A 23,521-nucleotide genomic window follows, 5' to 3' on the forward strand; every position below is an offset into this window, starting at 1 on the left:
CCGGTCAGTCTTTGGAGAGCTGACCGTTGATCAGGCGCCAGGTCTGGAGCGGATTGCCCTGCTGCAGCGCCGGCGGCAGCAGCGAATCAGGGACGTTCTGATAGCAGACCGGACGCAGGAAGCGATCGATGGCCGTAGCGCCCACTGAAGTGCTTCGGCTATCGGACGTCGCCGGGAACGGCCCGCCATGGACCATTGAGTAACTGACTTCGACGCCGGTCGGGAAATCGTTGAACAGAATGCGTCCGGCCTTGCGCTCCAGCGTCGGCAGCAACGCCTGAGCCATCGCCTGATCACCCTCGTCGTAATGCAGCGTCACAGTCAGCTGACCGTCGAATTTTGAGGCCACTTTCTGCAGGTCGGCAGCGTCCTTGCAGACGATCAACAGCGCACTGGGCCCGAAGTTCTCGTCTTCCAGCGCAGGGTTGGCGAGGAAGGTGGACGAGTCCGTGCGGAAAAAAGCAGGTCGCGCCTGAAACGAACCCTCCGCCTCACGGCCCTCGGCCACCAGCGTCACGCCCGCTGCGTTATGCAGATTGTTCAAACCGTTGCAGTAAGCGCCATGAATGTTGGGGGTCAGCATCGTCGTCGGGGTTTTGTCGGCCAGCGCTGTCGCGGCGGCTGAAACGAAGCTCTCCAGCGCATCGCTTTCCAGGGCCAGCAGCAGGCCCGGGTTCGTGCAGAACTGTCCGGCGCCCAACACCAGTGAGTCGACGAAACCTCTGGCGATGCTTTCAGCCCGGGCCGACAACGCCGAGGGCAGCAGAAAGACCGGGTTGATGCTGCTCATTTCGGCGTAAACCGGGATCGGCACAGGTCGCGCCTGAGCGGCAGCGACCAGCGCCAGTCCGCCACGGCGGGAGCCGGTGAAACCGACTGCCTGAATCAGCGGGTGGCTGACCAGCGCCTGACCGACCGAAATATCCTTGTCGATCAGCAACGAGAAAACGCCTTCTGGCATGCCCGTTTCGCGTGCAGCTTTTTGAATCACTCGGCCGACCAGCTCGCTGGTGCCCAAGTGAGCCGGGTGCGCCTTGACGATGACCGGACAGCCAGCGGCCAGCGCCGATGCGGTGTCGCCGCCCGCTACCGAGAACGCGAGAGGAAAGTTGCTGGCGCCGAAGACTGCGACCGGGCCCAGGCCGATGCGGCGCAGGCGCAGGTCGGCGCGTGGCAGGGGCTGGCGTTCGGGCATCGCGGTGTCGACCACTGCGCCATGCCAGCGACCGTCGCGCAGCAGGCTGGCGAACAGCCGGAGCTGGTTGACGGTGCGCATCCGCTCACCTTCAAGCCGGGGGCGGGGCAGCCCGCTTTCAACGTGAACCCGTTCGATCAGCACGTCACCCAGATCCAGCAACCCCTGCGCAATGGCGTCCAGGAACGTGGCGCGCTGTTCGTCGCTCAGTTGCCGGTAGCGGTCGAACGACGCTTCGGCCAGCTCGCAAGCGGCCTGGACATCGGCGGGCGTGCTGGCGCCGAAGGTGGGCGTGAGTGGCTCGCCAGTCGCGGCGGCGAGGGCGAACACGTCCCCTCCCTGGCCTTGAACCGTACGTTGACCGATGATCGTTTCACCAAGAATCTGCATTGCGCAACACCTCTTAATCAAGACGAGCCTGGGGTGTGATCTGCCGTGGATCGACGCGCAACTCGATCAGCGCAGCGACGCCCGCTTCTTGCGCACGCTGAAAGGCTGCCGGGAAATCTTCGCTGCGTTCGACCCGCTCGGCATGAGCACCGAAGGATTTGGCGAGAGCGATGAAATCCGGATTCGCCAGCCCAGTGGCCGACACGCGTCCTGGATATTCCCGCTCCTGATGCATGCGAATGGTCGCAAGCATGCCGTTGTTCACCACAATGACCACTATCGGCGCGTTGTATTGCATTGCCGTGGCCAGCTCCTGAGGGTACATCATGAAGCAGCCATCGCCAGCAAAGCAGACGACAGTTCTGTGTGGGGCATGCAGTTTGGCCGCAATGGCTGCCGGCAAGCCGTAGCCCATCGCGCCATTGGTCGGCGCCAGTTCGGTGGCTGGCTGGCGGTAGCGATAGAAACGATGAACCCACACGGTGTAGTTGCCCGCGCCGTTGGTAATGACCGCGTCGTCCGGCAATACCTCATTCAGGTGCGCCACCACCGCGCCCATGTGCACGCCCGCCAGTTGCGGGTGCGCGAGCGGCGGTGTCGAATGCTCCAGATAGTCGGCCCGCGCTTCGCTGGTCCAGGTTTTCCAGGCGCTGCTGACAACCGGCTCCATGGCTGCGGCGGCGTGGGCGAATTCGCGAAGCGACGACAGGATGGGCAAGCGCGAGTGATAGACGCGATTGAGCTCCTGAGGATCGGGGTGCACATGAATCATCGGCTGTTGAGGCGTCGGGCTCTCGATCAGCGTGTAGCCCTGCGACACCGTTTCGCTCAGCCGGGAGCCGATCACCACTAGCAAGTCGCTCGTCCTCACTCGCTCCAGAAGCTTGGGCGAGGTGCCCAGACCGAGTTGGCCGACGTAATGTCTGTCGCGATTGTCGAACAGGTCCTGGCGTCTGAACGACGCAGCCACGGGCAGATCGTTGGCTTGTATGAAGCGCCGCAGCGCATCGCTGGAATCTGCGTCCCAGCCTGTGCCCCCGACGATCACCAGCGGCTGTTTTGCCGCAGCAAGCAGGCTGCGCAGCGACGTGAGTGAAGCGCTGTCAGGCGATGCGCGCGCAATGCGCACCGGTTGCGCGTCGGCCACTGCGGCGCTGCCGAACAAAATCTGTTCGGGCAGGGCAACGACCACCGGGCCTGGACGACCCGACATGGCGATGCTGAACGCTTTACTGACGACTTCCGGAATGCGCTCGATGCTGTCGATTTCGGTCGCCCACTTCGCCAGACCGCCGAACATCTGCACGTAGTCCACTTCCTGAAAGGCCTCGCGCCCTTTGAACGCGCTTTCGATCTGGCCGATGAACAGAATCATCGGTGTCGAGTCCTGTCGGGCAGTGTGTACGCCGTTGCTGGCGTGGGTCGCACCGGGGCCGCGCGTCACGAAGCAGATGCCGGGGCGGCCGGTCAGCTTGCCGTAGGCGTCGGCCATGTTCGAGGCCGCGCCCTCGTGACGGGTGACGAAGGTGCGAATCGAGGTCGCGTCGTGCAGTGCGTCGAGCACCGGCAAATAGCTTTCGCCGGGAACGCAGTAAATCGTGTCGACGGCATTGCGCAGCAGCGCCTGGACGAGAATCTGGCCGCCATTACGCGGTTGCTTGGCATCGGGCATGGACGTTGAATTCCTTGATTCGGGTTTCCCGCAGGACGAGCGTCGAGGGGGGCCTACAGTGGCGCTCCCATCGACAGGTCCAATTGGGTGTAGACCAGAACCATGGCAATTGCATCGATTGCCGGTTTACTGCTGAGCGGCGCTGTACCCTTCGAACGCCGTCTGCTGCTGGATCGCGGCAATGATGTTTTTGCGCGTGGCAGGTTGCTCGTTGCCGTCTTTGTCCACAAAGCTTTCGCTCTGCAGCTCGGCGTCATCGCCTTCGCCGACAAAGGTGAATCCGAGGAACTCGAAGGCTTCACGGTCCACATTGGCTTTCGAACGCGGAGTGCGCAGCGGCAGCGTCACGTTGGCGCCGTCCTTGCTGATGACGAACACTTCGGCTTCTTTTTTCGCCCGCGCGGTTTTGCTCTTGCCGCCGCCCGGATTGCTCACTGCTTGATGAGTCTGGTTGAGCACCTTCAACGCAAGGCTGTACACCAGCTCCTGAAAGCTTGGGTCATCTTTGTAGCTGGAGAGAATCCGGCTGATCGGGAATTTCGTGCTGAGGTCTTCCAGCGCAGCCATGTCGGCCGCTTCGGCATCCTTGAGCTGTTTGAGCTGACCCATCAACTCGTACGCCTGGTCATCGTCGAAACGGTCGTGAGCCTGACGGATGGCAATGCGCAACTCGCGAATCTGATCGCTTTCCTTTGCACTCTGAAAGGCATCCAGGACCATTTCGCTGATGGTTTTCGCCTGCGGCACATGCTGTGAGAGGTTGATGGCGTCTTCGTAAGCTTGCTTGGAAGACAGAGCGGTCACGGCTGCATCGGTTTGAAAATCAGACATTGAACATCCATTACTTCATTAACGGGATTTGAGACGCGAAAAGCGCTGGGCGTTTCGAAGGGGGGGTTAATCTATTGGACGAGGCCTCGGTTGTCACGAGTGGCCTTGTGATTCGAAGCCGTCGTTCGCCGGCAGTGGTCAACTGCACGGAGTCGATCCGGGAAGTTAACGCGACGCCTGGACCCGATGGTCAAGCGCAGAGACTGGCGGGTATCAGACAGCCAGAAACAACAAAGCCCGCACAAGGCGGGCTTTGTTGAGGTACTTGGTGGCTACACAGGGACTTGAACCCCGGACCCCAGCATTATGAATGCTATGCTCTAACCAACTGAGCTATGTAGCCAAGTGGCGCGCATTATTCGCTCGAATCGAAGATGTGTCAAGCGCCTCTTTGAAAATTTTATAAGTGTGATCAATCGGTTAGGGTTTCAGCCCTGCCGCCGCCGAGAATTGCAGCGGGAATGTCACGACGGTGACAATTTTTGCAGCACCCGTTGAGTTGATTTGCCCCACTTTGGCGCATTTCGTGTGCACCGTCTTTGCGCTCGTGCCCATTTAGATGGCTTCGTGCTATCGGTCCATTTCTTGCTTAAACCAGCCCAAGGGTGGGCCGGGCTGAACGTCGCTCCTTCCCTACATCACCGACCGCTTATACGTCCTCGACACAGGAGACGGGCGGTTATCGTTTTTGAAACAGAGACATGGCATTTTGCCTGTAAGTAATGTTGAGGACCCTGGCCGCGGTCACGAGCTGCGCCATGGAGTTATCGCTGAGGAGTAGTCGGGTATGCAGAGTCTTTTGTCGCCAGGAATCCGCCTGCTCGGACAGTTTGGGTTTGCACGCAAGTTTCAGGTGCTTTTCATCTTGTTCATGCTGCCGCTTGCCGGCAGCCTGTGGATGATCGGGCAAGACTACAGCAGCAAGCTGGCCGTCATTTCCGAGGAGCAATCCGGGGTTCGTCAGTTGCTTGCACTGGATCAACTGGACGCTCAACTGACGGCGCAACGTAACCTGGCCGCGCGCTGGAAAGCCGCCGACATCCTTCATGATCCGACGCCGGCCGCCAAAGCCGCCATGTCTGCGCTCGACGCCGCGAACCCTCAGCTCTCGCAAACCCTGTCCACCCTGGCTGACGAGCTGAAAGCGCGCCAAGTCAGTGCCGATACGATGGCCCGTTTCCAGGCGCTGCAGGCATCGGTCAAGGGGATGGACTCCGAGTCACTGCGTACCGTGGGCTGGTGGCCCGATGGATACGATCGCTTCACGGCGGCGCTGACGGCGCTGCAAAGTCTGCGTGAACAGATCGCCATCGACAGCGGGCTGATCCTCGACCCGTGGCTTGAAACCTACTTGCTGATGCAAGTCGCCACGCAACAGGCGCCGGATCTGATCGAGCGTATCGGTCGGATGGCCAGCATCGGTCAATCGTCGATTGCTTCGGGGCAGTTCACCTTGCAGAGCCGTTTGCAGATGCGGGATCTGCGCAGTCGCATCGGCGACGCTCGCGACCAGTTGGTCAAGACCGTGAGTTCGTTGCAGGCGAAATCCTACCCTGGCATGGAGGTCTGGACGCGTCAGTACAACGACAGTCTTCAGCGCCTGGACACCGAACTGAAAACCCTCGATGACGGCGTTTTCGGCGGCACGATCAAGCTCGACACGTCAGCCTTCGAGCGCAGCGTCGACAGCACGCTCCAGGCTCTGGCTGCGCTGCGTAATCAGTCCTTGTCCTCGTTGCACAGCCGGCTGGATTACTACCACGATCGCAGCATCCGTCAGTTCATCCCGGTTGCCGCGACGTTCAGCATTCTTGCTGTGGCCGCGTTGTATCTGTTCATGTGCCTGCAGGCCTCGATTCGTCGCAGTGCTCAGGGCATCACGACCCTGGCCGAGTCCCTTCGTGACGGCAATCTGTGCGTCGAGGTTCCGGTGCAAGGGCGTGACGAGCTGGCGGCGATCAGCACCGCGCTGAACGTTGCGGTCGTGCAGTTGCGTACCAGCCTGCTGGGCGTCAACCATGAAACCCAGCAACTCGGCTCGGCGGTGCTGACGCTCAATTCGCAGTCGGGCAGCACGCTCAATGAGGTGGAGGATCAACAGCAGCAGATCAGCCAGATCGCGGCGGCGGCCACTCAGTTGGCCGCGACGTCGCTGGGCGTTGCCAAAAGCTGTGAGGAAGCGTCCGGCAGCGCGCAACAGACGCGGCAGATTGCCGAAGACAGCAGTCGCGACAGCCTGCGCACAACGGCGAGTATCCAGCAGTTGAATCAGAAACTCACTGATACGGCCAATGCCCTGGGCCGTGTCAGCGAGCAAGGGCAGCAGATTCAATCGGTGGTGGACACCATTCGCGGCATCGCAGAACAGACCAACCTGCTGGCGCTCAACGCTGCTATCGAAGCCGCTCGGGCGGGCGAGCAGGGACGTGGTTTTGCCGTGGTGGCCGACGAGGTGCGCAGTCTGTCCCAGCGCACGCAGGCCTCGACTGCGCAAATCGCCGGCACGGTCGACAGTCTGCGCTCGACGGTCAGCCAGGCCGTCACCCTGATGGAAGCTGCGTGTGGTCAGGCGGTGAGCGATGCGCAATCGGTCACCGGCCTGGGCGAGCGCCTGGGCGAGATTGCCAACGCCGTTCAAGTCGTCACCGACACCTTGGCTCAGATTGCTACTGCAGTGGAAGAGCAGGCAGCGACCGCCGATGAAGTCAGCGGCAATATCCAGCACGTTGACCAGGCCGCCGGGCGATTGCTGGAGGGTGCACGCGCGGTGAATCAGGCCGCCGACACGCTGAGCAAAGGCAGTCGCGCGTTGAGCGACAACACCGCCAGATTCCAGCTGAGCTGATGACAGCCCCGGCAGTTAAAGCCGGTCCTGCGGAGAGCACGAAGAGCTCGCAGTGTCCGTAGGACGGGCTTCAGCTGGGAAGAGGCCTGCACGAACACCCTCCGTCCGACGGCGTGATACCCGACGCCTTCCCGGCTAAAGCCGGTCCTACAAGAGCCCGCCGAGCACGTGGCGTCGGTCGGGCCGCACGGACCGCGCCATGTCGGTGAGCACAGTGCCTTCATATACGCTCAGATAGTGGTCGCTCGATCGCGGCTGACGTATAAGAATCGTCATTTTTCGGGCTTCCACTCATTCATTCGCAAGGCGTCCTCATGACTGACAGCAGTGCCGCAGGCGCGGCGGTTTATTCTCCTTTCACCTTGGCGCTGTATGACGCGTGGGTGCTGGGCATCTCCAATCGTTACGCCTGGCGCTGCCCGACCAAAGAGGTCCTGCTGCCATTCTTCCGCGCCAACGCAGGCCTTCGGCATCTGGATATCGGCGTGGGCACCGGTTACTACCTGGCCAACGCGCAACTGCCGGCGGACACCCAGATCACGTTGCTTGACCTCAACCCGAGCAGCCTGGAAGCGGCCAGGCGCAGGATTGATCGGCCAGGTACACGAACCCTTCAGCACGATGTCATGACCCCCATTCCGGGCGATGAGCTGTTCGACTCCATTTCGCTGTTCTATCTGCTGCATTGTTTGCCGGGTCCGCTGGACGCCAAGGCCGCCATCTTCGGGACGCTCAAGCACAACTTGCAGCCGGGCGGCGTCCTGTTTGGCGCAACGATTCTGGGTGATGAGGCCGGGCACAACGGTTTCGGCCGCAAATTGATGGCGGTGTACAACAAGAAAGGCATTTTCGGGAACCGCGGCGACACCCAGCTCGGATTCGAAGCGCACTTGCGTCAGCACTTTCGTGACGTCACGCTAAAGCGCGAGGGCAAAGTCCTGCTGTTTCGCGCGGCCCAACCGATCGTCTGACGCGCGCCTTCAGCCGAGCGGCAGCACAACGCGGGCTTCGAGCCCGCCTTGCCGGCGGTTGTGCAGGCTCAGCGTTCCTCCGTGCTCGAGCACCGTCGCCCGCGCTGCGGACAAGCCCAGCCCGACGCCGCCGGTCGTTCGATTACGCGATCCTTCGACACGAAAGAACGGCGTGAACACTTTTTCATGAAGTTCTGAATCGATCCCCGGCCCGCGATCCTTCACCTGGATCAGCACATGTTCGGCGTGCGCCTCGAGGTAAACCTCAGGCTCGCGTCCGTACTTGACGGCGTTCTCCACAAGATTGACCAACGCGCGTTTGATGCCGATCGGACGACCCATGTAGACGAGCCTGTTAGGCCCGTGGAATGTTACTTCCGCGCCTGCATCCTTGAAGTCGTCGACCACGGTTTGCAGCAGTTGGGCCAGATCGAACGCGGTCGCTTCTTCAAGCCGCGCATCGTCGCGGAAGAAATCCAGCGCCGAGTTCACCATCGCCTGCATTTCATCGACGTCCCGGAACAGCCGGGATTGCTGCTCGGCGTCTTCAATGAACTCGCCGCGCAGGCGCATGCGGGTCAACGGTGCGCGCAAGTCATGGGAAATGGCGGCGAGCATTTGCGTGCGGTCATGCAGAAAGTGCTGGATCTGCGCCTGCATGGCGTTGAATGCAAGGATGGCCTGACGGATTTCCTGAGGGCCGATCACCGGAATCGGCGGCGCGCGGAAATCGGTGCCGAAGCGCCTTGCACCTTGTGCGAAACGCTCCAGAGGACCTGCGAGATGCCGCGTGGCAATCAATGCGACGACCATCGTGGAGGACAGGATCAGCGCAATGATGATCAGGTTGCGCGGCAGCTCCCCAAGTCCCCAACTGCGCGTGGGCACTGAATACATCACCCACGAGCGGTCGCTCAATTCAATCATCAGGGCATAGCGGCTGCTTGCCGCGCCGCTTGGCCAGTCGGCAGGTTCATAGGCTTCGATGCTCGCGTCAGGCCTGCTCAGCAGCCGTCGAAGCAATGCCGAGCCGGTGCGGAATGTCGGGTCTTCGATGGCTGGCAGATGCGCGTCTTCGTAGTGCGGCAGCCATTGACTGCTGAAGTCCTGGTCGCTGGCGGCGGCGGCAATCGCGGCCCGCTGTGCAGGCGGAACCGAGTCGATGATGCGCGTGATCGCCGCTGCCTTTTCCATCAGGCCCGTTTCCATCAGCGGAGGCCTGGCCCAGACACCCCCAAATACGCTGACCACACCGTTGAGCGCCAGTGAGGCGAGCATCGCTGCCATGGTCGTCAGTGCGATCCAGCGGGCCACCGTGTCGCGCGGGCGGCTGAGTCTGTCCCGTAAGCCTTCCATCAGGTTCACTTTTTGATCACCGAGGGCGTGAACAGATAACCGACGTTGCGGATGGTCCGGATGATCGGGGCGCTGCTCAGGTCCGCCTCCAGCTTGCGGCGCAGCCTGCTGACCTGAACATCGACGCTGCGATCGAAGGCGTCATGGGTCTCGCCGCGCGCCATGTCCAGCAATTGCTGACGCGTCAGGATGCGCTGCGGATGTTCGGCGAACACCAGCAGCAGTTCGAACTCACCGGCAGAGAGCGGGATCATGACCCTTTCCGGCGAGCGCAATTCGCGTCGGGTCACGTCGAGTCGCCAGCCCGCGAACTCCAGAGCAGGGCGCGGCGTATCGCCGACAGTGCCCTGCAGTTGCGCCGTACGTCTGAGCACCGCGCGGACTCTGGCCAGAAGCTCCCGTGCATCGAAGGGCTTGGTCAGGTAATCGTCGGCACCAAGCTCCAGCCCGACGACGCGATCGCTGAGCTCACCCATCGCCGTCAGCATGATGACCGCAACGTTGTGCTCCGCGCGCAAGCGTTGGCACAGCACCAGGCCGCTGTCGCCCGGCAACATGACGTCGAGGATGATCAGGTCAGGCTTGCGGCGTTCGATCGCGGTCCACAGCGACGCTCCGTCGGTGGCAATGTCGACGCTGTAACCGTGCTGCGCGAGGAATTTCTGCAGAAGCGCGAGGACTTCGAGGTCGTCGTCGACCAGTAATAGATGAGTCACAGGGGACACGCTGCTGGAATGAACATGAGTGCGTATCTAAAATCATTCGGGCCGCTGCGTCATATATTTCAATCCGGAAATAAAGCGCCTGACGGGCAATAATTCGGCAATCATCGAGCAAGAAAGCGCATGCAGCATCGGCCTCAGTCCTTGCCCGAGATGCTCGCATGCCCATTATCAAATCGGTTTCGCCTTCTGTTCGATCTGCCGTCGCGGGCTGTCTGGCGCTGCTCGCCAGTGGCTGCGCGAACACGCTGCCTGTTGGCTCGGCATCCTGTGACCGCGCTTCGTACTCGGTCCACGACCCGGCCGAGTCCTTCAACCGAGGCATTTTCGTACTCAACCGAGGTGTCGACGACTACGCCCTGGCGCCGGTGGCCAGAGGCTATTTGCATTTGCCCGGTTTCATACAGACGGGTGTGCATAACTTCGTGGCGAACTTCGGAGAGCCGAAAGTCTTCATCAACGATCTTTTGCAGGGTAATGCCCAGCGCTCGATCAACACCCTAGGGCGTTTCGTCATCAACTCGACGGCAGGCGTGGTGGGGTTGATCGATGTTTCAGGCAAGCTTGGCATCGAACGCCACAAAGCCGATTTCGGACAGACTTTCGGGGTCTGGAACATCGCCGATGGCCCTATCATCGAGCTGCCGCTGCTGGGCTCCGCCAATGCGAGAGACGCCGTTGGCAAGTTGCTGAGTTTCGCCATCGACCCGTTCGGGGATAACAGCGATACAGTCGATGCGCTCGGCACGGCCAATACGGTGGGCGCCGTCGTTGACGGGCGAGCGCGTCTGCTGCCTGTCACGGACAGATTGCAGCAGCGGCCCGATTACTACCTGGCGCTTCGCGATGCGGTGGCACAACGGCGCGCCGACTTCGTTGCGGATGGAAAGGAGGGGGCTGTCGTAGAGCCCGTCAAACGTTGCCCTGACGGCGCCGCAGTGAATAAGGACTGACTGCTCGGTTCGCCTCACAAGCCAGAAAACAAAAGGCCCCCGCATCCATTGATGCGGGGGCCTCGTTGTTCAGCAAGTGCGCGGCCGTTGCCGCGATCCATCAAACGTTGAAACGGAAGTGCAGCACGTCGCCGTCCTTGACGATGTAGTCCTTGCCTTCCAGACGCCATTTGCCTGCTTCCTTGGCACCGGCTTCGCCCTTGTACTGGATGAAGTCGTTGTAGGCGATGCACTCGGCGCGGATGAAGCCTTTCTCGAAGTCGGTGTGGATCACGCCCGCCGCTTGCGGCGCGGTTGCACCCACGCGCACGGTCCAGGCGCGTACTTCCTCGACACCGGCAGTGAAATAGGTCTGCAGGTGAAGCATTTCATAGCCGGCGCGGATGACGCGGTTCAGACCGGGTTCTTCGAGGCCGAGGGCTTCGAGGAACATGTCCTTTTCTTCACCGTCGTCGAGCTCGGCGATCTCTGCCTCGATCTTGTTGCAGACCGGAACCAGCATGGCGCCTTCTTCTTCGGCGATCGCGCGAACGACGTCCAGATGCGGGTTGTTTTCAAACCCGTCTTCGGCCACGTTGGCGATGTACATGACCGGCTTGGTGGTCAGCAGATGGAAGCCTTTGATCACGGCTTTCTCATCGGCGCCCATGTTCTTCATCAGGCTGCGCGCGGGCTTGCCTTCGGTGAAGTGAGCGATCAGTTTTTCCAGCAGGCCCTTCTGGACCACGGCATCCTTGTCGCCGCCCTTGGCGTTGCGCGCGACTTTCTGCAGCTGTTTCTCGCAGCTGTCGAGGTCGGCGAAAATCAGCTCCAGGTCGATGATCTCGATGTCACGCTTGGGGTCGACGCTGTTGGAGACGTGAATCACGTTCTCGTCTTCGAAGCAGCGAACCACGTGAGCAATGGCGTCGGTTTCACGGATGTTGGCCAGAAACTTGTTGCCCAGGCCTTCACCTTTGGAAGCACCGGCTACCAGACCCGCGATGTCGACGAACTCCATCGTGGTCGGCAGGATGCGCTTCGGATTGACGATCTCGGCCAGCGCCTGCAGGCGTGGATCCGGCATCGCCACGATGCCGCTGTTCGGTTCGATGGTGCAGAAGGGAAAGTTCTCCGCCGCAATACCGGATTTGGTCAGGGCGTTGAACAGGGTGGACTTGCCGACGTTGGGCAGGCCGACGATGCCGCAATTGAATCCCATGGTGTTTCCCCTCGAGTGATGTCAGGCCTTCTGGCTGTGCAGGACGCGCATCGCCTTGGCGAAGTCGCCAGCGAGTACATCCGGCAGCACGCCGAGGGCAAAGTCGATGCTGGCGTCCAGTTTTTCCTGTTCGGCGCGTGGCGCACGACCCAGTACGAAATTGGAGACCAGACTGGCATCGCCCGGGTGGCCGATGCCAAGCCGCAGACGATGGAATCCGTTCTGGTTGCCGAGCTGCGCAATGATGTCGCGCAGGCCGTTATGCCCGCCGTGCCCGCCACCCAGTTTGAGTTTGGCGACGCCCGGAGGCAGGTCGAGTTCGTCGTGAGCCACCAGAATGGCGTGTGCCGGGATCCGGAAAAAACCTGCCAGAGCCGCAACCGACTGGCCGCTGCGGTTCATGTAGGTCGTCGGGATCAGCAGACGAACGTCTTGGCCTTGATGGCTGAATTTAGCCGTCAGACCGAAATACTTGCGGTCAGCGGTCAGATTGACACGCTGTGCGCTGGCAATACGCTCAACGAAAAGAGCCCCTGCGTTATGCCGGGTCTGTTCGTATTCGGGGCCTGGATTTCCCAGGCCGACGATCAGTTGGATGGCGGTCACGTCAGGGGCTCTTCCTTGGGTCGAGTGTGATGATGCCGGGCATCATCACGGGTTCAACCGGCTAGCGAGTAATGATTACTCAGCTTCGCCTTCTGCAGTGCCTTCTTCGTCCTGAACAACACGTGGAGCGTGGACGTTTGCGATGTCCAGGTCCTTGCCGTGAGCCAGAGCGACGAATTCAACACCTTTTGGTGCTTTAACGTCGGACAGGTGAACGTTGTCACCGATTTCCAGCGCGCCCAGGTCAACTTCGATGAACTCAGGCAGATCTTTAGGCAGGCAGGACACTTCCAGTTCAGTGGTAGTGTGCGAGATCTCGCCGCCTTTCTTGACCGGAGCTTCTTCGTTGATGAAGTGCACAGGAACGGTAGCGGTCAGTTTCTGGCCGGCTACAACGCGGATGAAGTCAGCGTGCATGATGAACTGCTTGGCCGGGTGACGCTGCATGGCCTTGATCAGTACGTTCTGCTTGGCACCGTCAACGCTCAGTTCGATAACGTGGCTGTAAGCAGCTTCGTTTTCGAACAGCTTGGCGATTTCCTTGGCTTCGATGGTGATCGAGATAGCTTCTTTGCCACCACCGTAAACAACGGCAGGAACAGAGCTGGCGAGACGACGCAGGCGGCGGCTCGCACCTTTCCCCAGGTCGGTACGCGCTTGGGCGTTCAGAGTAAAGTCAGTCATTTTGTATCTCCAAAATAGCCATCATCGGGTGGCGTTTGCGACCAGCGCCAAACCGGGATGGGCAAAAAAGCCCCGCCCCAACAGTGCTTGTTGGGGCGGGGCGCTTTTCGTCAACGGATGATTCGAGAGGGCAGGGCCCTTAACGGAACATCGCGCTGATCGATTCTTCGTTGCTGATGCGGCGAACCGCTTCTGCTACAACCGGTGCGATATCCAGCTGGCGGATACGGTCACAGGCTTGTGCTGCTGCGGACAACGGGATGGTGTTAGTTACCACCAGTTCGTCCAGCACGGAATTTTCGATGTTTTCGATTGCGCGACCCGACAGCACAGGGTGTGTGCAGTACGCAAAGACCTTGGCAGCGCCATGTTCTTTGAGGGCCTTGGCCGCGTGGCACAGGGTGCCGGCGGTATCGACCATGTCGTCAACCAGAATACAGGTACGGCCTTCGACGTCGCCGATGATGTGCATCACTTCGGAGTGATTGGCCTTCTCGCGGCGCTTGTCGATGATGCCCAGATCCACACCCAGGGATTTGGCAACCGCACGTGCGCGCACGACGCCGCCGATATCCGGGGAAACGATCATCAGGTTTTCGAAGCGTTGGTCTTCGATGTCATCCACCAGAACCGGGGAGCCGTAGATGTTATCTACCGGAATATCGAAGAAGCCTTGAATCTGGTCAGCGTGCAGGTCAACGGTCAGCACACGGTCGATACCAACGACGGTGAGCATGTCCGCAACCACTTTAGCGCTTATAGCCACACGAGCAGAACGCGGACGGCGATCCTGACGGGCATAACCAAAGTAAGGAATTACAGCAGTGATTCGAGTCGCCGAGGAACGACGGAAGGCATCAGCCATCACGACGAGTTCCATCAGGTTATCGTTGGTCGGAGCGCAGGTCGGCTGAATAATGAAGACGTCTTTACCGCGAACGTTTTCATTGATCTCAGCGGTAATCTCGCCGTCGGAGAACTTACCAACAGAGATGTCACCGAGAGGGATATGCAGCTGACGTACGACACGCCGAGCCAGATCGGGGTTGGCGTTCCCCGTAAAGACCATCATCTTGGACACGCGCAGTACCTGGAGGCTTAGGGTATGCCTGGATGACTATAGGAAAATGGCAGGGGCGGCTGGATTCGAACCAACGCATGGCAGGATCAAAACCTGCTGCCTTACCGCTTGGCGACGCCCCTGTATCTGTTGCTCGAGTGCCTGGCACTCGGTTCTCTTAGAGCAGTGTCTGTAACTTTCGGTGCAACATCGACATGTTGCTGCCTTTTGCTACAAACCCTGTAAGGGTCTCTGTAAGAAGGGCCGAGACTTTATCAGCTTCAGCTTTGTTTGGGAAGGCCCCAAACACACAACTTCCAGTTCCGGTTAATTTTGCTTCGGTAAATTTACCTAGCAAATTCAAAGCGTTACGTACATCTGGATAACGCCTTGCTACAACCGGTAAGCAGTCGTTTCGACTGTTTCCCTTGGGAACGGGGCGCACTTTAATGGGCGCAGTGTCACGTGTCAACAGTGGATCTGAAAAAATTTCTGCTGTACTTACAGATACTTGCGGCACAAGTACGAGATACCACGGTTCTTCGGGGGTTACAGGCGTCAGTATCTCGCCCACGCCTTCGGCAAAAGCGGCGAATCCACGGACGAAAACCGGGACGTCAGCGCCAAGCTTGAGGCCCAGCGCCGCCAGGCGATCTTCGTCCCAGCCCAGCTTCCAGAGGTGATTCAGACCCAGCAGCGTGGTGGCCGCATCTGAGCTTCCGCCGCCGATGCCGCCGCCCATGGGCAGGATTTTCTTCAGCCAGATGTCGACGCCCAGCGTGCAGCCCGATTGTTCCTTGAGGGCGCGTGCGGCCTTGACGATGAGATTGCTGTCGTGAGGCACGTCGGCAATCTCGGTCTGCAAACGGACTTCTCCGTCCTCGCGAAGTGCAAAACTCAGTTCATCGCCGTAGTCGAGAAACTGAAAAATCGTCTGCAGCTCGTGATAGCCATCGGGGCGGCGCCCGGTGATATGCAGCATGAGATTGAGTTTGGCGGGAGCCGGCAGCGTGAGCAGGGGGTGCGCCATGTTCACTGTCCCAGTTTGCGTGGTTGCCAGTCCTTGATGACCAGCGTGACATCCAGATCCTGGCCGTGCAGTTTCATGCGCTCGGGCAGCGTGTAGCCGTTCTGTTCGGTGTAGCTCAAATATTCGATCTGCCAGCCATCCTGCTCCAGGCCAGACAAGCGACTGCCACCGTCCAGCGTCAGGCGGCTTTTGCTGTCAGGCGCCGGCAGGCCGCGAACCCACCAGACCAGATGCGAAACCGGCAATTGCCAGCCCAGTTGATCTTTGAGCAATGTTTCGGGATCGGGCGCGTCGTAGCGACCCTGATTGGCGACTTCCAGCGACACGGCGCCGGGGCGACCCGTCAGGCGGGCCGCGCCACGGCCCAGCGGACCCGAAAGGCGAATGTCGTAGTAATCCTGACGTTGCAGCCAGAACAGCGTGCCGCTGCCGGAGTCCTTGGGCGCACGAATGCCGACTTTACCGTTGATCTGCCAGCCATCCAGGCTGCTCAGCTGTTCTTTGTTCACACGCCACTGGCTGGCGTTGCCCTGACCTTGCACGGCTTCGCGGGAAGTGACGCCGGCGCAACCGGCGAGCAGGGCAATGAGGCTGAATACGACTACGTGGCGCAATAACATAAATTCAAAGAGTCTCGGAGCCGGTCAGGCGTTTGAGGGTGCTGCGCAGAACCGGGCTGTCAGGTTGCTGTTCGAGGGCCTTGCCCCAGATTTTGCGTGCTTCGCGCTGTTGGCCCTTGGCCCACAGGACTTCACCCAGGTGTGCGGCGACTTCGTGATCGGGGAAGCGCTCGAGCGCCTCGCGCAGCAGGCGTTCGGCCTCGTCCAGATTGCCGAGGCGATAATTGACCCAGCCCAGGCTGTCGAGCACGGCAGGATCTTCCGGATTGAGCTGGTGCGCGCGTTCGATCAGTTCCTTGGCTTCGGCGTACCGCGTGGTGCGGTCGGAGAGCGTATAACCCAGGGCGTTCAGCGCCATGGCGTTGTCAGGCTCGCGCTTGAGAATGGCCCGCAGATCAGTCTCCATCTGCTGAAGATCATTGCGTTTTTCGGCCAGCATGGCGCGGGTGTACAGCAGGTTGAGGTCGTCCGGGTATTGCTTGAGCGCTGTCCCCAACACCTGCCAGCCACGATCGCTCTGGTTGTTGTTGGTCAGGGTTTCGGCTTCGATCAGGTACAGCTGAATCGCGTAATCGGGCTGATCTGCGCGTGCCTGAGCCAGACGCCTGGAGGCTTCGGCCGTATTGCCATTGCTCATCAGAATATCGGCCTGGCGCAGTTGCGCGGGCAGATAGTCATTGCCAGGTCCCACCTGGGCGTATTCGCCGAGGGCGTTCTGCGGGTCGTTGCGTTCTTCGTAGATGCGGCCCAGGTTCACGTGCGCCGAATCGACATGACTGCCGCGTGCTACGAGGTCTTCCAGGTAACCCTGGGCTTCGTCCCACGCCTTGTTTTCAAGGCAGACCAGCGCCAGCGAATAGCGCAATTCGTCGTCGTCCGGGTACTGCTGAACCAGACTCGAGAACTGCACCTTGGCGTCTTCCATGCGGTTCTGTTCGACCAGCATGCGTGCGTAGGTCAGGCGCAGGCGTTTGTCGTCAGGGTATTTCTTGATGCTTTTTTCCAGCAGCGGAATCGCTTCCTTGCCACGGTTCATGCTCTGCAGCAGCCGCGCGTGGAGGAGAATCGGCGCCACTTCGCCCTCGCCGGGCGGATTGTCTTCAAGGAGCTTGAGCGACGCCGCGCTATCGCCTTCCTGCTGCAACAGCAGCGCTTTGCCGAAAATCAATTGACCGTTTTTCGGGTACTTGACCAGCAGGCGATCGAAGCTTGCGATCAGCCCCTTGCGCGTATTGGAGTCGGTTTCCGCCGCTGACAGCGCGAGGAAGTCGAAATGCGTGTCGCCCTGACCCTGCAACACCTTTTCCATGTAGCGCATGGAGTCGTCGTAGCGTCCGGCGCGTGCCAGCTGGATGGCGGCGGCGCGCTGGGCTTCGAGATTGGCCGGATCGTTCTTCGCCCAGATCATCGAGGTGTCCAGTGCAGCCTGATCGGCGCCCAGGTACTCGGCAATGCGGAAAGCGCGCTCGGAGATCCCCGGATCCTGGGTCTGGATCGCCTGGGTCACGTAGTTGTCCAGCGCGATGTCGAAACGGTTACGTTGCCCGGCCAGCTCGGCGGTCAGCAGGCTGACGACGGTTTCCTGGGTGAACGAGCCGTAAACCTGGGGTTTGGCTTCAGGCGCGGGAGTCGCTTCTTTCGCCGGAGCAGCGGGCTCCGTGGAAACAGAGGCCGTAGACTGACAGCCACCAAGAACGACAAGGGCAAAGAACAACGCGGAGGATTTATTCATATAGAAGAGAGGGCGGCTTACCTGCGGTTTGGAAGCATCATGACACAAGGCAGGGAGCAAACCCACAGCCCGCGCGAAATCTAGAGACCCTCAATCTACAGCGTGCGCCCGGACAATTTGCCGCACGCGCAGCGCTGTAATGCGGATCACTATAGGGACAATAGACTCTCCCGGACGTTCTGAATCTCTTGCGGTGGTTGTCCTGAATCTATTGAAGTAGGACAATTGTCGGCTTCACGTCACCATCAGCGACCTTGAATGGCCTTTCTTGCTCTGGGTATCAACCATAAGACTGCATCAGTGGATGTCCGCGAGCGCGTGGCATTTACGCCTGAGCAGCTGGTTGAGGCATTGCAGCAGCTCTGCCGCCTGACTCAAAGTCGCGAAGCGGCCATCCTCTCGACCTGCAACCGCAGCGAGCTCTATATAGAGCAGGACCAGCTGACCGCCGAGGTCGTGCTGCGCTGGCTGGCCGATTATCACCATCTCAATATCGATGAGCTGCGCGCCAGCGCCTATGTCCATGAAGACGATGCGGCCGTGCGCCACATGATGCGCGTGGCGTCGGGGCTCGATTCGCTGGTGCTGGGCGAGCCGCAGATTCTCGGCCAGATGAAATCCGCCTACGCCGTAGCGCGAGAGGCCGGCACCGTCGGCCCCTTGCTCGGCCGATTGTTCCAGGCGACGTTCAGTGCTGCCAAACAGGTGCGGACCGACACCGCCATTGGCGAAAACCCGGTCTCGGTGGCGTTTGCCGCGGTCAGCCTGGCCAAGCAGATCTTCAGCGATCTGCAACGCAGTCAGGCATTGCTGATCGGGGCCGGGGAGACCATCACGCTGGTCGCCCGGCACCTGCACGATCTGGGGGTCAAGCGTATCGTGGTCGCCAACCGCACGCTGGAGCGCGCAAGCATTCTGGCTGAAGAGTTCGGGGCGCATGCGGTGCTGCTGGCCGACATTCCGGCCGAGCTGGTCAACAGCGACATCGTCATCAGTTCCACTGCCAGCCAGCTGCCCATTCTGGGCAAGGGCGCGGTGGAAAGTGCGCTGAAACTGCGCAAGCACAAGCCGATCTTCATGGTCGACATCGCCGTGCCGCGCGACATCGAGCCTGAAGTCGGTGAGCTGGACGACGTTTACCTGTATACCGTCGACGATCTGCATGAAGTCGTCGCGGAGAACCTCAAAAGTCGTCAGGGCGCAGCCTTGGCCGCCGAGGAACTGGTCAGCCTGGGTGTCGACGATTTCATGTCGCGTCTGCGCGAACTGGCGGCGGTCGATGTGCTCAAGGCCTACCGCCAGCAAAGCGAGCGTCTGCGCGACGAAGAACTGCAGAAGGCCCAGCGCATGTTGGCCAACGGCAGCAATGCCGAGGATGTGTTGATGGCGCTGGCCCGTGGCCTGACCAACAAACTCATGCATGCGCCAAGCGTGCAATTGAAAAAGCTGTCCGCCGAAGGCCGCGTCGATGCGTTGGCCATGGCCCAGGAACTCTTTGCCCTCAACGAGGGCTCCACGGATAAACCCCCGCAATGAAAGCTTCACTGCTCAATAAGCTGGACGTGCTCAGCGACCGTTTCGAGGAATTGACCGCGCTGCTGGGTGATGCGGAAGTCATTTCCGATCAGACCAGGTTCCGTGCTTACTCGCGCGAGTATGCGGAAGTCGAGCCAGTGATCCAGGCGTACAAGCAACTGCAAAAAGTGCAGAGCGATCTTGACGGCGCTCAGGCCTTGCTCAAGGACAGCGATCCTGACATGCGTGAAATGGCCGTCGAAGAAGTGCGCGAGGCCAAGGATCAGTTGCTGGTGCTCGAAGGCGAACTGCAAAAGATGCTGTTGCCCAAGGACCCGAACGACGGTCGTAACGTGTTTCTGGAAATCCGCGCCGGCACCGGCGGCGACGAAGCGGCCATTTTCTCGGGCGACCTGTTCCGCATGTATTCGCGGTATGCCGAGCGTCGCGGCTGGCGGGTGGAGATTCTTTCCGAGAACGAAGGCGAGCATGGCGGCTTCAAGGAAGTCATCGCGCGGGTCGAGGGCGAAAACGTCTACGGCAAGCTGAAGTTCGAATCCGGCGCGCACCGCGTGCAGCGTGTGCCGGAAACCGAATCACAGGGCCGTATTCACACTTCGGCCTGTACCGTGGCGGTGCTGCCTGAGCCCGATGAGCAGCAGGCGATCGAGATCAACCCCGCCGACCTGCGCGTCGACACCTACCGCTCCTCGGGTGCCGGAGGTCAGCACGTCAACAAGACCGACTCGGCGATCCGCATCACGCACTTGCCCACCGGTATCGTGGTGGAATGTCAGGAAGAGCGCTCTCAGCACAAGAACCGCGCCCGAGCGATGGCCTGGCTGTCGGCCAAGCTCAACGATCAGCAAACGGCCGCTGCCGCCAATGCCATCGCCAGTGAGCGCAAATTGCTGGTGGGTTCCGGCGATCGTTCCGAACGCATTCGCACGTACAATTTTCCACAGGGACGAGTGACGGACCATCGCGTTAATCTGACGCTGTACTCGCTGGATGAAGTTTTGGCCGGCGGAGTCGATGCAGTGATAGAGCCGTTACTTGCCGAGTATCAGGCAGATCAACTCGCGGCACTGGGTGAGTAAATGACCATCATCGCCAGCTTGTTAAGAAGCGCCGAACTGCCGGACTCTCCGACAGCGCGTCTGGATGTCGAACTGCTGCTGGCGGCTGCCCTGGGCAAGCCGCGCAGTTTCCTGCACACCTGGCCCGAGCGTATCGTCAGCACCGAAGCGGCACAGACGTTCGACGGCTATCTGCAACGCCGACGAACCGGTGAGCCGGTGGCCTACATCCTGGGTCAGCAGGGCTTCTGGAACATCGACCTTGAAGTCGCCACGCACACATTGATTCCACGTCCGGAAACCGAAATGCTGGTGGAAACCGCATTGGAGTTGCTGCCGGGCCCGATCCCGCATCGCTTGCTCGATCTGGGCACCGGCACCGGCGCCATCGCGCTGTCGCTGGCCAAGGATCGTCCGCAGTGGTCCGTCACTGCAGTGGATCGGGTGGATGAAGCCGTCGAGCTGGCGGAGCGAAATCGCCAGCGACTGCATCTGGACAACGCCACTGTGCTGAGCAGCCATTGGTTCAGCGCAGTGCAAGGTCAGCGATTCGACCTGATCCTGAGCAACCCTCCTTATATAGCCTCCAATGACCCGCATCTGGTCGAAGGCGACGTGCGTTTCGAGCCTAGCAGCGCGCTGGTGTCCGGCACGGACGGCCTGGACGATCTGCGCCTGATCGTCTCGCAGGCGCCAGAACATCTGGAACCGGGGGGCTGGTTGCTGCTGGAACATGGCTACGATCAGGGCCCGGCGGTACGCGATCTTCTGCACAGCCACGGTTTCGAGCAGATCCAGACACGTCGGGATCTGGGGGAGCATGAACGCATTACCTTTGGACGCGTGCCGTGCTGACTGACGACGAGCTGCTGCGCTACAGCCGGCAGATTCTCTTGCAGCAGGTGGATATCGACGGTCAGTTGCGCCTCAAACAGAGCCGCGCGCTGATCGTCGGCATGGGCGGGCTCGGTTCGCCGGTCGCGCTGTACCTGGCGGCTGCCGGCGTTGGCGAACTGCATCTGGCGGATTTCGACAGCGTCGATCTGACCAATCTGCAACGCCAGATCATTCATGACACTCAGAGCGTCGGTCAGGGCAAAGTCGATTCGGCCATGAACCGGCTGACGGCGATCAATCCGCAGGTTCGACTGGTCGCTCATCGCGCTGCGCTGGATTCGGATTCGCTCGCAGCTGCCGTTGAGGCCGTCGATGTGGTGCTCGATTGTTCCGACAACTTTTCAACGCGCGAGGCCGTGAACGCTGCGTGTGTTGCGGCGGGCAAGCCTCTGGTGAGCGGCGCCGCCATTCGCCTCGAAGGGCAGCTGTCGGTATTTGATCCGCGTCGCGCCGAGAGCCCGTGCTACCACTGCCTGTATGGGCACGGCAGCGAAAGTGAACTCACCTGCAGCGAGGCTGGCGTGATCGGGCCGCTGGTCGGATTGGTCGGCAGCCTGCAAGCGCTTGAGGCCCTGAAGGTGCTGGCCGGATTTGGCGAGCCGCTGGTCGGCCGCCTGCTGTTGATCGATGCCCTGAGCACTCGATTCCGAGAGCTCAAAGTCAAACGCGATCCGGGCTGCAGCGTCTGCGGCAGCGCTCGCCAATGAACGGTCGCGTATGAACAGAGACAGCGACGCCCCGGTAGGCGTGTTCGACTCAGGCGTCGGCGGCCTGTCGGTGCTAGGCGAAATCCATCAGTTGTTGCCGCGGGAATCGCTGCTTTACGTTGCCGATTGCGGGCACATTCCGTATGGCGAGAAAACCCCTGAATTCATTCGTCGCCGCTGTGTGGCGATCGCCGAATTCTTTCGCGAGAAGGGCGCCAAGGCGCTGGTGCTGGCCTGCAACACCGCAACGGTCGCCGGCGTAGCGGACCTGCGCGAGCGCTACCCGGACTGGCCGATCGTCGGCATGGAGCCAGCGGTCAAACCAGCCGCCGCAGCCACTCGCAGCGGCGTGGTCGGTGTGCTGGCGACGACCGGCACGTTACAGAGCGCAAAGTTTGCCGCGCTGCTGGATCGGTTCGCAGCGGACGTGCAGGTCATCACGCAACCGTGTCCCGGCCTGGTCGAACTGATCGAGACCGGAGACCTCGCCAGCGCGCACATCCGACAACTGCTGCACAGCTACGTCGAGCCTTTGCTGGCCGCTGGTTGCGACACGATCATCCTCGGCTGCACCCACTATCCATTTCTTAAACCGCTGCTGCGCGAGATGATTCCGGCGTCCATTTCCCTGATCGACACCGGCGCTGCGGTTGCCCGCCAATTGCAGCGTTTGCTCAGTCAGCGTGACCTGCTGGCGACTGGGGCAAGTCATCCCACACAATTCTGGACGAGCGGTGATCCAGAAAATTTCAGAAACATCCTACCGTTACTCTGGAAAAAATCTGACAGTGTGCGAAGCTTCGTTTCGTGAAAAAAACGTGAATAGCACTGTTTGCCGCTGAACTAATGTTCAGCGCCGGATTTCTACAGCACGTCTGTTGATATAAAAATTTTTCTAACTGCACTCGAAAATGGGATGTTTCAGATGAAGCGACTGTTTTGTTTGGCTGCGATTGCGGCCGCTTTAACGGGGCAAAGTGCAATCGCACAAGCTGATGGGGTTGAGTTTTCGGTGGGGCAGACCGGCGAATCGACCATGACTTATCGCTTGGGCGCGCAATTTGATTGGGATAAGAGCTGGTGGCAAACCGGCGTCGGTCGTCTGACCGGTTACTGGAGCGGTGCTTACACCTATTGGGAAGGCGACAAAAACTCGAGCAACAACAGCCTGTCTTTCTCGCCTGTCTTCGTTTACGAATTTGCCGGCGATAGCGTCAAGCCGTATATCGAGGCAGGTATCGGTGCTGCTGTATTCCAGCGCACGGAAGTTGAAGGCAACAAACTGGGCAGCGCGTTCCAGTTCGAAGACCGTCTGGGCTTCGGTCTGCGCTTTGCTGGTGGACATGAAGTCGGCCTGCGTGCCACTCACTACTCCAACGGCGGCATGACCACCAACAACGACGGTATCGAAAGCTACGCCATTCACTACACGATGCCGTTCTAAGCGATCCATCG

General features: G+C 60.4%; 21 protein-coding genes and 2 tRNA genes. 9 read left to right on the plus strand and 14 right to left on the minus strand.

The window, feature by feature from the left end; genetic code table 11:
* Positions 1–4: 4 nt before the first annotated feature.
* The 4 genes from AAGQ88_RS03515 to AAGQ88_RS03530 all read right to left on the minus strand — a co-directional run bounded on the left by AAGQ88_RS03515 (position 5) and on the right by AAGQ88_RS03530 (position 4,431).
* A complete protein-coding gene (locus AAGQ88_RS03515; RefSeq protein WP_342654449.1) occupies positions 5–1,585 on the minus strand; it encodes an aldehyde dehydrogenase (NADP(+)) in 1,581 nt (526 codons plus the stop codon).
* A gap of 13 nt (positions 1,586–1,598) precedes the next feature.
* Entirely contained in the window at positions 1,599–3,257 is a 1,659-nt protein-coding gene (locus AAGQ88_RS03520) for a thiamine pyrophosphate-binding protein (protein WP_342654450.1), read from the minus strand.
* Between the two features lie 126 nt (positions 3,258–3,383).
* Positions 3,384–4,088 (minus strand): hypothetical protein, encoded by a 705-nt coding sequence (locus AAGQ88_RS03525; protein WP_342654451.1) that lies wholly within the window; start codon positions 4,086–4,088, stop codon positions 3,384–3,386.
* Positions 4,089–4,354: 266 nt separating this feature from the next.
* A tRNA-Met gene (locus AAGQ88_RS03530) sits at positions 4,355–4,431 on the minus strand.
* A gap of 444 nt (positions 4,432–4,875) precedes the next feature.
* Here AAGQ88_RS03530 and AAGQ88_RS03535 point away from each other — a divergent pair.
* Both AAGQ88_RS03535 and AAGQ88_RS03540 read left to right on the plus strand, forming a co-directional pair.
* Complete coding sequence (locus AAGQ88_RS03535) at positions 4,876–6,933, plus strand: methyl-accepting chemotaxis protein (protein WP_285425567.1); 2,058 nt, start codon at positions 4,876–4,878, stop codon at positions 6,931–6,933.
* Positions 6,934–7,247: 314 nt separating this feature from the next.
* Complete coding sequence (locus AAGQ88_RS03540) at positions 7,248–7,904, plus strand: class I SAM-dependent methyltransferase (RefSeq protein ID WP_342654452.1); 657 nt, start codon at positions 7,248–7,250, stop codon at positions 7,902–7,904.
* Between the two features lie 9 nt (positions 7,905–7,913).
* On the opposite strand, the gene AAGQ88_RS03545 is transcribed toward AAGQ88_RS03540, so the two are convergent.
* Together AAGQ88_RS03545 and AAGQ88_RS03550 are read right to left on the minus strand one after the other, a co-directional pair.
* Positions 7,914–9,260, minus strand: coding sequence for an ATP-binding protein (locus tag AAGQ88_RS03545; RefSeq protein WP_342654453.1), 1,347 nt, complete (start codon positions 9,258–9,260; stop codon positions 7,914–7,916).
* Positions 9,261–9,265: 5 nt separating this feature from the next.
* Positions 9,266–9,976, minus strand: coding sequence for a response regulator transcription factor (locus AAGQ88_RS03550; RefSeq protein ID WP_342654454.1), 711 nt, complete (start codon positions 9,974–9,976; stop codon positions 9,266–9,268).
* A gap of 167 nt (positions 9,977–10,143) precedes the next feature.
* Here AAGQ88_RS03550 and AAGQ88_RS03555 point away from each other — a divergent pair, with 167 nt between their 5' ends.
* A complete protein-coding gene (locus AAGQ88_RS03555; protein ID WP_342654455.1) occupies positions 10,144–10,935 on the plus strand; it encodes a VacJ family lipoprotein in 792 nt (263 codons plus the stop codon).
* A gap of 100 nt (positions 10,936–11,035) precedes the next feature.
* Here AAGQ88_RS03555 and ychF read toward each other — a convergent pair whose 3' ends face one another.
* The 8 genes from ychF to AAGQ88_RS03595 form a co-directional block, all read right to left on the minus strand.
* Positions 11,036–12,136, minus strand: a complete 1,101-nt coding sequence (gene ychF, locus AAGQ88_RS03560; RefSeq protein ID WP_093462398.1) for a redox-regulated ATPase YchF — start codon at positions 12,134–12,136, stop codon at positions 11,036–11,038.
* Positions 12,137–12,157: 21 nt separating this feature from the next.
* A complete protein-coding gene (pth, locus tag AAGQ88_RS03565; RefSeq protein ID WP_093462395.1) occupies positions 12,158–12,742 on the minus strand; it encodes an aminoacyl-tRNA hydrolase in 585 nt (194 codons plus the stop codon).
* A gap of 75 nt (positions 12,743–12,817) precedes the next feature.
* Positions 12,818–13,426 carry a 50S ribosomal protein L25/general stress protein Ctc gene (locus AAGQ88_RS03570; protein ID WP_285425573.1) on the minus strand — a complete coding sequence of 203 codons (609 nt, stop codon included), beginning with the start codon at positions 13,424–13,426 and terminating at the stop codon, positions 12,818–12,820.
* Between the two features lie 139 nt (positions 13,427–13,565).
* Positions 13,566–14,507, minus strand: a complete 942-nt coding sequence (locus AAGQ88_RS03575) for a ribose-phosphate pyrophosphokinase (protein WP_093462390.1) — start codon at positions 14,505–14,507, stop codon at positions 13,566–13,568.
* A gap of 47 nt (positions 14,508–14,554) precedes the next feature.
* A tRNA-Gln gene (locus tag AAGQ88_RS03580) sits at positions 14,555–14,629 on the minus strand.
* 35 nt (positions 14,630–14,664) lie between these two features.
* Positions 14,665–15,516 (minus strand): 4-(cytidine 5'-diphospho)-2-C-methyl-D-erythritol kinase, encoded by an 852-nt coding sequence (gene ispE, locus AAGQ88_RS03585; protein WP_342654456.1) that lies wholly within the window; start codon positions 15,514–15,516, stop codon positions 14,665–14,667.
* A gap of 2 nt (positions 15,517–15,518) precedes the next feature.
* Positions 15,519–16,136: a lipoprotein insertase outer membrane protein LolB gene (lolB, locus tag AAGQ88_RS03590; RefSeq protein WP_342654457.1), complete on the minus strand. Its 618-nt coding sequence runs from the start codon at positions 16,134–16,136 to the stop codon at positions 15,519–15,521.
* Between the two features lie 4 nt (positions 16,137–16,140).
* Positions 16,141–17,868 (minus strand): tetratricopeptide repeat protein, encoded by a 1,728-nt coding sequence (locus tag AAGQ88_RS03595; RefSeq protein ID WP_342654458.1) that lies wholly within the window; start codon positions 17,866–17,868, stop codon positions 16,141–16,143.
* A gap of 258 nt (positions 17,869–18,126) precedes the next feature.
* Here AAGQ88_RS03595 and hemA point away from each other — a divergent pair, with 258 nt between their 5' ends.
* The 6 genes from hemA (at position 18,127) to AAGQ88_RS03625 (ending at position 23,510) form a co-directional block, all read left to right on the plus strand.
* A complete protein-coding gene (hemA, locus tag AAGQ88_RS03600; RefSeq protein WP_285425576.1) occupies positions 18,127–19,404 on the plus strand; it encodes a glutamyl-tRNA reductase in 1,278 nt (425 codons plus the stop codon).
* A complete protein-coding gene (gene prfA / locus AAGQ88_RS03605; RefSeq protein ID WP_342654459.1) occupies positions 19,401–20,483 on the plus strand; it encodes a peptide chain release factor 1 in 1,083 nt (360 codons plus the stop codon). The genes hemA and prfA overlap by 4 nt, the downstream gene beginning before the upstream one ends.
* A complete protein-coding gene (gene prmC, locus AAGQ88_RS03610; RefSeq protein WP_285425578.1) occupies positions 20,484–21,317 on the plus strand; it encodes a peptide chain release factor N(5)-glutamine methyltransferase in 834 nt (277 codons plus the stop codon).
* Positions 21,311–22,066 (plus strand): molybdopterin-synthase adenylyltransferase MoeB, encoded by a 756-nt coding sequence (locus AAGQ88_RS03615; protein WP_342654460.1) that lies wholly within the window; start codon positions 21,311–21,313, stop codon positions 22,064–22,066. Before prmC ends, AAGQ88_RS03615 begins: the two co-directional genes overlap by 7 nt.
* Before the next feature lie 10 nt (positions 22,067–22,076).
* Entirely contained in the window at positions 22,077–22,877 is an 801-nt protein-coding gene (gene murI, locus AAGQ88_RS03620) for a glutamate racemase (RefSeq protein WP_342654461.1), read from the plus strand.
* A gap of 114 nt (positions 22,878–22,991) precedes the next feature.
* Entirely contained in the window at positions 22,992–23,510 is a 519-nt protein-coding gene (locus AAGQ88_RS03625; RefSeq protein WP_093462609.1) for an acyloxyacyl hydrolase, read from the plus strand.
* Positions 23,511–23,521: the final 11 nt, after the last annotated feature.

The sequence above is a fragment of the Pseudomonas sp. F3-2 genome, from assembly GCF_038804275.1.
Classification (GTDB): domain Bacteria; phylum Pseudomonadota; class Gammaproteobacteria; order Pseudomonadales; family Pseudomonadaceae; genus Aquipseudomonas.